Genomic DNA, 13,430 nt, shown 5'->3' on the forward strand with positions numbered 1-13,430 from the left:
TCTCTCGGGTCCACATCCCGAGCTTCCACCACAGCCGTTCTGGCTCAGCAACCCATTCTCAAACAGGCTCTGATAGGTAGCCTGAACATCATTGTTCCAGCTTGATCCAGCTTTGACGTGGCTCCATTCCTCCCACAGCTTCTCAAGATCATCTGCAGCCTTGTCGACTGAATTTCGAATAGCAATAAGACGTTGCATCACATTTATTGAGTTTCTATTTATCTCTGTGCCAGCATCTATACAGCCTTCAGACATAGTCGGAAGAGACAAGTCAGATGGAAAGTTAGCAGTCGTTTCCCTCACAACCTTCGACAAGTGCTTCCACGAGATTTCCCAACGTTTAACTGCCCCCTCTTGCTTTGTTTTATTATGATATTCAACCAAAACTTCAGCATGACGTTCTTTTTCATATGTTTCACGTCGCCTTAGAAGATCATTTAGTCGGCCTTTTAAAAGAATTTTATCATCAATTTGCAATTGCAGCTCTTTTTTTCTCGCCCGCAGTAAAGACAAATGAGCTATCAGCTCTCGATTCTTCTCATCCCATTCACGATAGTCAACCTCAGGCGACTGATCTATTAGATCAAGCAGTGCCTTTGGCGCTCCAGCCAGTTCAAATATTTGTTTCTGACTGAATATCCTGATCGGGAACCGATCAACAACAATCCCTTCCTCTGCGGCCCAGGAATCATCAAGCTGCTTGCGTTCAATTGTATGCGTGTTGGTCCCAGCACTCCATCTGACACGGTAGTCGGTTGTATCTTTTCGGTATCCTATTTCGATTGTAGTCGATGGGCGTAAAAGGCCGACATCTTGCCTGCTTTCAGATGTAGTCTGATATTTTCTCAGTTCATTATGTAGAGCGGGCGGAACCTCGTCCCTACGCCCTGTAGTCAGTCGGATGAACTCCAGTATGGTTGACTTTCCTGTTCCCCTACCACCGATGATCGATGTCATCCATGGACTAAATTCTATTCTAAATGGGCAGAACTTTCCTCTACCCATGAACTTTGCATCTGCGACCTCTAGGTAGGTTATAAAGTCCTTTCCATGGTCATTCGGATCGGTTCCGCCGGAATCGGATCTCTTGATTGAGTGATGCCCGTCCAATAGCGCCAGCCTCAGTCCGTCGAGGTCCGGCCTTCCCATCTTGCACCAAGTATAGTGACTCCCTGGGAAGCGCGAGCCAGGGACACCACTAGGGTGGTGTGCATCGGAGCCCAGCACTTCTGCGTGCATTACATTTTGCTCAATGTATGCTTGTGGCTTGGCTACATCTACATCAATAATTTCCAAAGCGGCTATATCACATTCTTTCAAAAATTTGGATAAAGTTTGCCCCGCAACTAATGGCTGCCCTGATGTTCCCGCATAGAATATACCACTAAATGTATCAACATGAGCTGGTATCGCTAAACCACCATGCTTGTTTATAGTATTTACTACATCAATTAAGGAAGACGAGGTTACATCGTCAGATGCCCCCTTTGTCCCGCTGAAGCCGCATACCGTTAGCAGAATATCGATAGTCTGCTGTGGGACAGCTATATCGAATATAGCCAAAACGTGAATTCCGCCGTTGACTGATATTTCCACTCCCGGGAATATAGTTATTGGCCTGTAGCTAGGGTGCCCGCATTCTTCCATTTGTCGCAAAGTAACACGTAGCCTGTCGATCCATTCGGCACTGTTGTAATCTGTGACGCATATGCAATCGATGCCCTGCTCCATATAATCTATTAGCCATTCCTCTGGCGTTCTATTTTTTAGAGTGGCTTGGTTTGGGCCCTTGCCGTAATCCGTTGAGGCTGGCGTGTGGGTGTGGAACTCAAACTTCCACCACTTCGCGCCGATGTGTTCCTTAGTCACAAATCCACTCCAGACGCTTGATTGCTTCATACTAAACGTCTGCCACCTTCGTATGGGACAGACATGTGGTATATCTTGTAGCAGTTGTCTTTTTGTCTTCCGGTGCTAGAGCGACAGCCTCATCGATCGCTCCTGACATAAGCTTGCCCGCTCCGAGGAGATTTAGCTAGTGACCGGGTGATGCTACAGACAAAGCTGCTTTATAAGATTATATTCCTATGATATGGATGTTTTGCAGATCTCTTCACTTCACGTTGGTGGGATTCTCGCAATGCCCCGTACCTCCGCCCAGATGGAAGCCTCCCGCCGCAACGGCCGCCGCAGCCACGGCCCCATCACCTCCGCCGGCAAGGCTCGCGCCGCCCTGAACGCCCGCACCTACGGCCTGCGCTCGGCCGAGACCTGCCCCCTGCCCGACGAGGACGCCGAGCGCTTCCGCGAACTGCAGGATTCCGTCCATGACCAGTTCCGCCCGGCCTCGCCGCTGGAAGCAGCATTGTGCGCCCGGATGGTCGCGGCGCTCTGGCGCTGCGAGCGGGCCGAGCGGCTGGAGGCCAGCTACTGGCAGATCCCGCCGGACGGCAGGCGCCGCCGGCGCGACAGCCCGGACCGGCTGGAGCTCATGGCCCAGGACAACACGGACCGCCGCCCGGCCCTCGACACGATCCTGCGCTATCTGAGCCAGGCCCAGCAGGCCTATGGCCGCGCCTTCCGCCAGCTCCAGATGCTCCGCGAGGGCCGGGCCGATCCCGACGACGGTGCCCTGTTCGTCACCAGCGACCTGCCGCCGTCACTGCAGGGAGCCCTGGAGCACCAGGCCGCCGAGCCGGACAGCGCCAACCCCGCCACCATGCCGGGCCTGGCCGCCAACGACCTGGGCGCCCCCGCCACGCCGGCCGAACCGCCCGCCGCCGCACCGGCATCCGCCGCCCCCCGCCAGGCCGCGCAGCGCCCGGCCCGCCGCCCCGGCGAGAACGCCGCCGCGATCGCGGAAATCTGCACGAACGAACCCGAGGTCGCCCGCGAATGGCTGTTCCACAAGGCCAAGGCCTGGGCCGCCGAGCACGTCCGCAACCGGGATCAGGCCGAGAACAACGACCTGTAGTCCTCGCGCAGCCGGTTCTTCTGCACCTTGCCCATCGTGTTGCGTGGCAGCTCCGCCACGAACCGCACCCGCTTGGGCAGCTTGTAGCGCGCCAGCCGCTGCGCCAGCGCCGCGATCACCACGTCCTCGGTGAGCCGGTGGTCCTCCTCGACCGCGAGCACCGCCACCACGCCCTCGCCGAAGTCCGGGTGCGGCACGCCGATCACCGCACTCTCGATCACCCCGTCCAGCCGGTCCAACTCGGCCTCGACCTCCTTGGGATAGACGTTGAACCCGCCTGAGATCACCAGGTCCTTGCCCCGCCCCACGATCTGGACATGGCCGTGTTCGTCGATCAGGCCCAGGTCCCCGGTGATGAAGAACCCGTCCTCCCGGAACTCCGCCTTCGTCTTCTCCGGCATCCGCCAGTAGCCGCCGAACACGTTCGGGCCCCTGACCTCGATCATCCCGATCTCGCCGTCCGCCACCGGTCGCCCGCTCTCCGGATCGACGATCCTGAGATCCACCCCCGGCAGGGCCGGCCCCACCGTGCCCGGGATGCGCGGGCCGTCATACGGGTTGGAGGTGTTCATGTTGGTCTCGGTCATCCCGTAGCGCTCCAGGATGGCGTGCCCGGTGCGCTCCTGGAACGCCCGGTGCGTCTCGGCCAGCAGCGGCGCCGAGCCCGACACGAACAGCCGCATCCCCGCCGCCGCCTCCCGGGTCAGCCCCGGCTCCTGCAGCAGCCGGACATAATAGGTCGGCACCCCCATCATGACCGTGCCCCGCCCCATGGCCCGGATCACCGCGCCCGGGTCGAACTTCGGCAGGAACAGCATCGACGCCCCGGCGCTCAGCACCGTGTTGGTGGCGACGAACAGGCCGTGGGTATGGAAGATCGGCAGGGCATGGATCAGCACGTCGTCCGGCGAAAAGCGCCAGGCCTCGACCAGCACCCGGGCATTGGACGCCAGGTTCTCGTGGCTGAGCATCGCCCCCTTGGAGCGCCCCGTGGTCCCCGAGGTATAGAGGATCGCCGCCAGGTCGTCCGGCCCGCGCGCCACGTCCTCGAACTCCGCCGCCTGCTCCGCCGCCCCCGCCATCAGGCTGCCCTGCCCGTCCGGCCCCAGTGTCAGCAGCGTCGCCTTCACCGCATAGGCGAGGTCGACCACCCCCTTCACCCGGCCGGGATCGGCCACCATCAGCTTGGGCTCGGCATCCTGGAGGAAGTATTCCAGCTCGGCATCGGTATAGGCCGGGTTGAGCGGCAGGAACGCCGCCCCCGCTCGCACGCAGGCGAGGTAGAGCAGCAGCGCCTCGACCGACTTCTCCACCTGGACGGCCACCCGGTCGCCCGGCTCCACCCCCTCCTCCACCAGGAGGTTGGCGAGCCGCCCGCTCATGTCCAGCATGCCGCCATAGCTGAGCACCGGCCCGTCCGGCGTCTCGATCAGGACGCCATCCGGCCCGATCCCCGGCATCGCGGCACGGAACTGGTCGAACAGATGGTTGCTCAAGAAGGCGCTCCCCGCCGCTGCATCACCGACCCGGCCTCTCACAACCGCCGCCGGCCCCGCGCGTTGCCTGCCGGGACGAGGCGCGACGCCGCACACTCCGCTGCACACTCACATGCCATCCCCCGGCCCTAGTCTGTCATCCCCCGCGCTTCACCTGTCATCCCCCGCGAAGGCGGGGGATCAACCGCCGCACGACGGCATCCTGCGCCGGCCTATGCCGCTGCCGGCGTACCAAGGTAGATCCCCCGGACGAGCCGGGGGATGACAGGCGAGAGTGCCGCCGGCGACCGGCCTCAGCCGATCGGCCGCCCCGCCGGGATCCGGTAGCTGTCCGCCCAGGGCTGCAGCCGCTCGAACGCCGCACTCGCCGCCAACACGTCGGCATCGGCATGGCGCCGGCCCATGATCTGCATGCCGACCGGCAGCCCGTTGCGCGCCAGCCCCGCCGGGACCGAGGCGGCCGGGTGGCCGGTGAAGTTGCAGAAATAGGTCATGCACCAGCCGATCAGCCGCTCGACCTTCTGGCCGTTGATCTCCTCGGGCCCCATCGTGTCGCCGTCCGTACCGTTCGGCACGGCGGTGCACGCCAGGGTCGGGCTCACCAGGAAGTCGTAGCGCTCCATCACCCCCTGGATAGCGTCGAAGATCTCGGTGCGGATCGCCTGGTCGCGCGCGAGGTCCAGGCCAGTGAGCTCGTAGCCCTTCCTGATCCAGTCCCGCAGCGCCGGCGGCAGGTCCTCGGCCTGCGCCCCGGTGAAGTCGATGCCGAACTGCTTGAACATCTCGACGGCACCCACGTTCAGCGACGAGATCATCCGGCACCAGAGCTCGCCCAGCTCGTAGTGGCCATGCCTGATGCCGAGCTTCACCGGCTCGACGATCGCCCCCGCCTCCTCGAACCGCTTCACCGCCCGCTCGACCACCTCGGCCACTTGCGGATCCACTGGATAGACGTCCAGGTCCGGGCTCCAGGCGATCCGCATGCCCTTGATCGAGCGGTTCGGCGCATCGGTGAAGTCCAGCTTCTCGGTCAGGCAGAGCGGGTCGCGCGGGTCCGGGCCGTTCAGCACGGTGAGCAGCAGGGCCGCGTCCTGGACGTTGCGGGTGAGCGGCCCCTCGAAGATGAAGGGTGCCGTCCCGGGAAACGCGTTCGGCCTGGTCACCACGGGCACCCGGCCGAACGACTGCTTGAGCCCGTAGATGCCGCACCACGCCGCCGGGATCCGGATCGACCCGCCGCCATCCGTGCCCTCCGCGAACGGCACCAGCCCGTCCGCCACCGCACCGGCACTTCCCCCGGACGACCCGCCTGTGTTATACTCTGGGTTGAAAGGATTGCGGGACGGTCCAAACAAATAGTTGTCGCACGTGCCGCGAAACCCGAGCGTCGGGCTGTTGGCCTTGCCGAGCAGGATCGCCCCCGCCGCCTCGACCCGCTCGGCGAACAGGCAGGTGAGGTCCGGCCGGAAATCCTTCAGCGCCCGGATCCCGCCCAGCGTCGCCGGCCAGCCCGGCTTGAAGTCGAAAAGATCCTTCAGGACCCCGGGCACCCCATGCAGCGGCCCGACCTCGTCCCCCGCCATGACCTTGCGCTCGGCCGCCCTGGCCGCTGCCATCGCCCCGTCCGCGTCGACGAAGGTCAGCGCATTGATGGAAGGATTACGCTCCTCGATCCGCTGGAGGAACGCCTCGATCACCTCGACCGGCGACAGCTCCTTGCGCCGGATCCGCCCGGCGATCTCCGCCACGCCCTGATAAGCCAGTTCATCCGCCAGCCGCGCCATCTGCACCACCCCGATCGCTGGTTGTTTGCCAACGACTGGCAGGCGCCGGCGCAACCGGCAACCGGAAACTCAGAGGATCTCCTCGGGATCCTGGTAGGGCCCGACCCGGGTCAGCGACACCGGGGTCACGTGCTGCTCCAGCTGCTCGGCCCGGTCCAGCATGATCGCCTGGGCCAGGAGCGGGGTGGCCGCCTCCAGCCGCACCGCGTCGTCCAGCACCCAGGGTGCGCGTCCATCCGAGTCGGGCCTGGCCGGCAGCAGCGCGCTCAGGATCCCGCCCACGTCCTGCTCGAGCGGCAGGGCCTCCAGCATCTGGCGCAGCTCGCCCCGCAACTGGCTGGCCACGCTCGCGACCGCGTCGCCCAGCGCCCGGGCATAATGGGCCGTCCCGGCATGACCTGCCCGCACCACCCGTTTGGCTGGCACCAGCTGCTCGGCCACCGGCAGCGCCAGCGTCACGCCTTCGGCATCGCCGGCCACCAGGAGATGCCGCGCCCCGGTCTGCCCGACCAGCGCCAGGTCGACATGGTAGATCGAGCGGTGCCGCATCCGCCGGAAGCGCCGGAGCGTGTCGACCCAGTAGCTGCCGGAGAAGTCGAGCACGACGTCGCCCGGCTCCAGCCAGGGATAGACCGCCTCCAGCACCTGGTCGACCTGCTCACCCGGCAGCAGGTCCAGCACGATGCGGCGGGGAAACTCGAGCTGTTCGAAGAAGCTGCGCTCGCCCTGGATCAGGGTGGCGCCCTTGGCGGCCGGCGGCTCGCCCGGCAGATCGGACCTGGCCAGCATGGTCGTCCCGGTGCGCAGCAAGGCTGCCCCGATCCCATGCGCGTCGCCAATCAGCCCGACTGCAAGCACCACCTGAACCTCCCGGTATCGTCCCGTCGAGCTACGCGCCCGGCCATGGCCGGCGGAAGGTGTGGAACCGCCGCTGCGACAAGAGGCGCAAGAAAACGGCCGGCCCGGTCGCCGGCCGCAAGGTCAGTTCAACCCGGCGATCAGCTGCTCTGTTCGGCCGGCAGCTTGCTCTGGTTGGACTGGCCGTTGCCGGTCTCGGACCTGGCGACGTCCTCGTGGAAGGTGCAATGCGCCAGCGCGGGCAGCGCGGTCGCGGAGAGGAAGAGCGCGGTGAGCATCAAAGCAGCCAGACGCATGATGGTTCTCCACAGTCGCCGATACCCCACCAAACTGGCACCAACCGGAGCGGGCGACCAGGGCTCATGCCGGATTTTCCGCAAGCACGCCGAGCACACCCTCGCCGTAGCGCTCCAGCTTGCTGGCGCCCACCCCCGGGATCCCGGCCAGCGCGCCGAGGCTCGTCGGCCGGGCGCGGGCGATGGCGGCGAGCGTGGCGTCGTGGAAGATGACATAGGGCGGCACGCCCTGGCCGCGTGCCTCGGCCAGCCGCCAGCGGCGCAGGGCGGAGAACAGCGCTTCCGCCTCGCCGCTCAGCGGATGCTCGTCGCGTGGCCGGTCACGGCTGGAGCGGGCCCGGGTCGGGTCGACCCTGAGGGCGACGCGCTGCTCGCCCTTCAGCACCGGGCGGACCGTGTCGGAGAGCTGCAGGCCGCCATGGCCGTCCACGTCGACCACCACGAGCTCCAGTGCCGCCAGCTGGCGCAGCACGGAGCGCCAGCGGGACCCGGGCAGTGCCTTGCCGATGCCGAAGACCGAGAGCTGGTCGTGCCCGAGCTGGCCGACCCGCTCGGTCCGGTTGCCGACCAGCACGTCGACCACGTGGCCGGCCCCGAACCGCTGGCCGGTGCGGAAGATCGCCGAGAGCGCCATCTGCGCCTGCTCGGTGCCGTCATAGCTCTCGACCGGGACCATGCAGACATCGCAGTTGCCGCAGGGATCTTTCAACTCCTCGCCGAAATAACCTAGCAGCACCTGGCGCCGGCAGCGTGTGGTCTCGCAATAGCCCAGGAGGCTGGCGAGCTTGTGCCGGTCGGAGCGCTTCTTGGCATCATCGCCCTCGCCGTTGCGGATCTGGGCGAAGGTGCGGGCGACGTCGTCCATGCCGTAGGCCATCCAGGCATGGGCCGGGTCGCCGTCGCGGCCGGCACGGCCGATCTCCTGGTAATAGGCCTCGAAGCTCTTGGGCAGGTCGACATGAGCGACGAAGCGCACGTCCGGCTTGTCGATGCCCATGCCGAACGCGATGGTCGCGACCATCACCAGCCCGTCCTCCGCCAGGAACCGGTCCTGGCGGCGGGAGCGCTCGTCGGCGTCGTGCCCGGCATGATAGGCGGTGGCGGCCACGCCCTGTTCGGTGAGCCAGGCCGCCAGGTCGTCGACCTTGGCACGCGACTGGCAATAGACGATCCCGCTCTGGCCCTGGTGGCGGGTGCGGATCATCTCGAGCAGCTGGCGGCGCGGGTTGTCCTTGATCGTGACGCTCAGATGGATGTTCGGCCGGTCGAAGCTGGCGCGGAAGATCCGGCCCTCGCCCAGGTCGAGCCGGGCGACGATCTCCTGCTCGGTGCGCCGGTCGGCGGTGGCAGTGAGCGCGATCCGCGGCACGCCGGGGAAGCGCTGGTGCAGCACCGAGAGGGCCAGATAGTCCGGCCGGAAGTCGTGGCCCCACTGGCTGACGCAGTGGGCCTCGTCGATGGCGAACAGGACCGGCTGCCAGCCGGCCAGCCGGTCGAGGAAGCCGTCCGCCTGGAACCGCTCGGGTGCCACGTAGAGCAGGCGGATCTCGCCGCGGTCGAGCTGGCGCTCCAGTTGGCGCCGCTCAGGCAGCGCCACGCCGGAATGCAGGGCAGCGGCGGCCACGCCCAGCTGGCGCAACGCCTCCACCTGATCGCGCATCAGCGCCACCAGGGGCGAGACCACCAGGGTCAGCCCGTCCAGGCAGAGTGCCGGCACCTGGTAGCACAGCGACTTGCCGCCGCCGGTCGGCATCAGGACCAACGCGTCGCCGCCCGCCAGGACGTGATGGACGATCTCCGCCTGCCGGCCGCGGAAGCCGGGAAAGCCGAAGACGTCGTGGAGGACCTGCTCCGGGCGCGAGGTCTCGCTCATGCCCATCCAGCGGGCCAGGTGCCGCAGCAAGCTTGGGTCTCTCGGGTTCGTTCGTGTTGTCGTACGTGGCGAGAGCCGCGAGGTGAAGGTCCTCTCCAGGCCATATCCCGCGGCGGCGGAGATTCCACCCCGGCAGGCGACCAATCGTAGATCCCCCGGTCAAGCCAGGGGATGACGGAGGTGGGGTACGCAGGGATCAGGTTCGCCGCGCCAGTCAGTTGAGCCGCTCGGGTTCGTTCGTGCAGATGCCCGCGTCGAGAGCCGGAACATGCCGCCCCCCTCCAGGTCATCCCCCGCGCAGGCGGGGGATCTATCTCGGCACGTGTCCGACCAGGGATCCACCGCTCGAGCCGGGCTGGTTCGCTGGTCCGGTGCACTTCTCGGGTTCGTTTGTGCATTTTTCGAATCATCGTCCACGCGGTGCGGCTGCCATCGGCGCAAGGGCACAAGGGGACCAGTGATAGCATGAACCGGGCCTGCGTTCCTACGATTTGCCGAAGCCGCCGCCCGCCGGCGTCTGGACGACGAAGATGTCGCCCGCCGCCATCTCGCGCTTGTCGGCGGCCTTCAGCTTCTCGACCCTGCCGTCGGGGTGCTCGATCCACTGGTCGCCGACCGAGCCGGGGGCGCCGCCATGGAGGCCGAAGGGCGGGATGCGGCGGTGGTTGGACAGGATCGCGGCGGTCATCGGCTCCAGAAAGCGGGTGCGCCGGATCGTGCCGTCGCCGCCCGTCCAGCGGCCCTGGCCGCCCGAGCCCCGGTTGATCCGGTGGCTTTCCAGGCGGACGGGGTAGCGGTGCTCCAGCACCTCCGGGTCGGTCAGCCGCGAGTTGGTCATGTGGGTATGCACCGCGGCGGTGCCGTCGAAGCCCTCGCCGGCGCCCGAGCCGCCGCAGATCGTCTCGTAATACTGATATTTGGCGTTGCCGTAGGTGAAGTTGTTCATCGTCCCCTGGGCTGCCGCCAGCACGCCGAGCGCACCATAGAGCGTGTCGGTCACCCACTGGCTGGTCTCGACATTGCCGGCGCAGACCGCGGCGGGGTAGCGGGCGTTCACGATGGTACCTTCCGGGATGGTGATCCGGATCGGCTTCAGGCAGCCCTCGTTCATCGGGATGTTCTCGTCCACCAGCGTGCGGAACACGTAGAGGACCGCGGCCCGGGTCACGGCCGCCGGGGCGTTGAAGTTGTTGGGCTGCTGCGGGCTGGTCCCGGTGAAGTCGACATGGGCGGTGCGTGCTGCCTTGTCGATCGAGATCCGGACCTCGACCGCGGTGCCGTTGTCGTGCTCGTAGCGGAAATGCCCATCCGTCAGCACGTCCAGGACCCGGCGCACGCTCTCCTCGGCATTGTCCTGGACATGGCCCATATAGGCCCGGACCACGTCCAGCCCGAACTGCGCCACCATCGCGTGCAGCTCGTTCGCACCGCGCTGGCAGGACGCCACCTGGGCCAAGAGGTCGGCGACCGACTGGGTCATGTTGCGCACCGGATGGGGGCCGCTGGCGAACACCGCGCGGACCTCCTCGTCCAGGAAGCGGCCCTTCGCCACGATCTGGACATTGTCGAACAGCACGCCCTCCTGGTCGATATGGGTGCTGTCCGGCGGCATCGAGCCCGGCGTGATCCCGCCGACATCGGCATGGTGGGCACGGGCCGCGGTGAAGAACAGGAGTTGCCCATTCTCGTCGAACACCGGCATGACCACCGTGACGTCTGGCAGGTGGGTGCCGCCGTTATAGGGGTTGTTCAGCGCATAGACGTCGCCCGGCCCCATCTCGTGCTTACGCAGGCGCAGGATGGTCTGCACGCTCTCGCCCATCGAGCCCAGATGGACCGGCATGTGCGGGGCGTTGGCGATCAGCCCGCCGCCTGCGTCGAACAGGGCGCAGGAGAAGTCGAGCCGCTCCTTCACGTTCACCGAATAGGCGGTGTTCTGCAGGGTGAAGCCCATCTGCTCGGCGATGGTCATGAACAGGTTGTTGAAGATCTCCAGCATGATCGGGTCGGAATCGGTGCCGACCGCGGCCTGGCGCGGCAGCTTCACGACGCGGCGCAGCACCAGATGCTCGCGCGCGGTGATGGCGAGTTCCCAGCCCGGCTCCACCACCACGGTCGTGGTCTTCGTCACCACCAGGGCCGGGCCCTGCACCCGGTCGCCCGGACGCATCGATTCCCGGTCATACAGGGCGGCATCGACGCCGCCGGCCGGCGCGTGCGGCGCCTCGGTGGTGAACAGGCGGACGTGGCGGACCGGCGCCAGTGCTTCCTCCGCCTGGCGCTCGACGAGCGCCTGCTCCGGCTCGTCGATCCGCTCCATGTGGCCGATGCCCTCGACCGCGATCTGCTCGACCACGAGGCCACGGCCTGCCACGGTGAAGCCGTAGCGTGCGCGGTGCTCCTGCTCGAAGGCCTGGACCATGTCGGCCAGATCGGCGAACGCGACGTCCAGGGCCGCATCGGTGCCGGCATAGCGCAGATGCACGCGGCTCTCGATCGTGGCGGTGGCGGTGTCGACCCGCTGGGCCGCCAGCTCCGCCAGCGCCTCGGCGGCGAGTTCGTCCTTCGCCTGGCGCAGGGCCGCCAGCGCGGCCTCGTCCAGGGGCTGCTCCAGGGCCCGCTGCCGGATCACCCGCACGTCGGCCAGGCCGATGCCGTAGGCGGACAGGACCGAGGCGAAGGGGTGGATCAGCACCGAGGACACGCCCAAAAGATCGGCCACCCGGCAGGCATGCTGCGCGCCGGCCCCGCCGAAGCAGTTCAGCGTGTAGCCGGCGATGTCGTAGCCGCGCTGGATCGAGATCTTCTTGATGGCGTTGGCCATGTTGTCGTCGGCGATCGCGAGTGCCCCGTGCGCGATCTCCTCCGGGGTGCGCGCCACGCCGGTCGCGGCCTGCACCTCGTCGGCCAGGGCCTGGAACTTCGCCCGCACCGTGTCGGCATCGAGCGACTGGTCGCCGTTCGGGCCGAACACCGCGGGGAAGTAGTCGGGATGGATCTTGCCGACCATCAGGTTGGCATCCGTCACCGTCAGCGGGCCGCCGCGCCGGTACGCAGCCGGGCCGGGGTTGGCGCCGGCACTCTCCGGGCCCACCCGGAACTTGGCCCCGTCGAACACGATGATCGAGCCGCCGCCCGCGGCCACCGTGTGGATGTGCATCATGGGCGCGCGGATCCGCACCCCGGCGACCTCCGTGTCGAACACCCGCTCGTACTGGCCGGCATAATGGGTGACGTCGGTGGAAGTGCCGCCCATGTCGAATCCCAGCAGGCGGCCGAAGCCGGCCAGGCCGCCGGTGACCACGGCGCCGACGATGCCTCCGGCCGGTCCCGACAGGATCGCGTCCTTGCCCTGGAAGCGATGGGCGTCGACCAGGCCGCCATTGGACTGCATGAACATCAGCCGGGTGTCGCCGGTCTGGGACGCCACGCGCTGCACATAGTCCTGCAGGATCGGCGAAAGATAGGCGTCCACCACGGTGGTGTCGCCGCGCCCCACGATCTTCATGAGCGGGCTGACCTCGTGGCTCACCGAGATCTGGGTGAAGCCGATCTCGCGGGCGATCCCTGCCAGAGCCTGCTCGTGCTCGGGATAGCGGTAGGCGTGCATCAGCACGATGGCGACCGCACGGAAGCCCGCGTCATAGGCGGCCTGGAAACCGTCGCGCGCCTGGGCCTCGTCCAGCGGCCGCTCGACCGTGCCATCGGCGCGCAGGCGCTCGTCGATCTCGACGACCCGGCGGTAGAGCTGCTCGGGCAGGACGATGTGCCGGGCGAAGATGTCCGGGCGCGCCTGGTAGCCGATCCGGAGCACGTCGCCCAAGCCCGCGGTCACCGCCAGGGCCACGGGCACGCCCTTGCGCTCCAGCAGGGCGTTGGTCGCGACCGTGGTGCCCATCTTGATGGCGTCGATCCGCTCGGTCGGCAGCGGCGCATCGCTTTGGAGGCCCAGCAGGTCGCGGATGCCCTGGAGCGCTGCGTCCTGGTAGCGCTCCGGGTTCTCGCTCAGGACCTTGTGGATGTGCAGCCGACCCTCGGGATCCCGGCCGACCACGTCGGTGAACGTGCCGCCCCGATCGATCCAGAACTGCCAGCGGCGCTCGTCCAAGGTCCTTCTCCGCGCTGATGTCATGCGGGTTCACGTCGCGC

The 13,430-nt window shown here is 66.5% G+C and carries 8 protein-coding genes; 1 reads left to right on the plus strand and 7 read right to left on the minus strand.

Annotated elements, in window-relative coordinates:
• Positions 1-1,869: AAA family ATPase (locus HLA95_RS28910; RefSeq protein ID WP_222183047.1), on the minus strand; the 1,869-nt coding region annotated here is incomplete at its 3' end.
• Between the two features lie 271 nt (positions 1,870-2,140).
• On the opposite strand from HLA95_RS28910, the gene HLA95_RS09035 reads away from it, so the two are divergent.
• Positions 2,141-2,974 carry a hypothetical protein gene (locus HLA95_RS09035; protein ID WP_222183049.1) on the plus strand — a complete coding sequence of 278 codons (834 nt, stop codon included), beginning with the start codon at positions 2,141-2,143 and terminating at the stop codon, positions 2,972-2,974.
• On the opposite strand, the gene HLA95_RS09040 is transcribed toward HLA95_RS09035, so the two are convergent.
• The 6 genes from HLA95_RS09040 to HLA95_RS09065 form a co-directional block, all read right to left on the minus strand.
• Entirely contained in the window at positions 2,950-4,470 is a 1,521-nt protein-coding gene (locus HLA95_RS09040; protein ID WP_191060835.1) for a malonate--CoA ligase, read from the minus strand. The genes HLA95_RS09035 and HLA95_RS09040 overlap by 25 nt on opposite strands.
• A gap of 293 nt (positions 4,471-4,763) precedes the next feature.
• Entirely contained in the window at positions 4,764-6,254 is a 1,491-nt protein-coding gene (locus HLA95_RS09045) for an amidase (protein ID WP_191060836.1), read from the minus strand.
• A 69-nt stretch (positions 6,255-6,323) separates the two neighbouring features.
• Positions 6,324-7,115, minus strand: coding sequence for an NAD(P)-binding domain-containing protein (locus tag HLA95_RS09050; RefSeq protein WP_191060837.1), 792 nt, complete (start codon positions 7,113-7,115; stop codon positions 6,324-6,326).
• Between the two features lie 137 nt (positions 7,116-7,252).
• The gene (locus tag HLA95_RS09055; RefSeq protein WP_191060838.1) at positions 7,253-7,408 is read right to left on the minus strand and encodes a hypothetical protein; all 156 of its coding nucleotides are present in this window, start codon (positions 7,406-7,408) and stop codon (positions 7,253-7,255) included.
• A 64-nt stretch (positions 7,409-7,472) separates the two neighbouring features.
• On the minus strand, positions 7,473-9,281 hold the full coding sequence (gene recQ / locus HLA95_RS09060) for a DNA helicase RecQ (RefSeq protein WP_255591705.1): 1,809 nt from the start codon (positions 9,279-9,281) through the stop codon (positions 7,473-7,475).
• A 484-nt stretch (positions 9,282-9,765) separates the two neighbouring features.
• Positions 9,766-13,413 carry a hydantoinase B/oxoprolinase family protein gene (locus tag HLA95_RS09065; protein ID WP_191060030.1) on the minus strand — a complete coding sequence of 1,216 codons (3,648 nt, stop codon included), beginning with the start codon at positions 13,411-13,413 and terminating at the stop codon, positions 9,766-9,768.
• Positions 13,414-13,430: the final 17 nt, after the last annotated feature.

This window comes from Geminicoccus harenae, assembly GCF_019800005.1.
In the GTDB taxonomy this organism is placed as follows: Bacteria; Pseudomonadota; Alphaproteobacteria; order Geminicoccales; family Geminicoccaceae; genus Geminicoccus; species Geminicoccus harenae.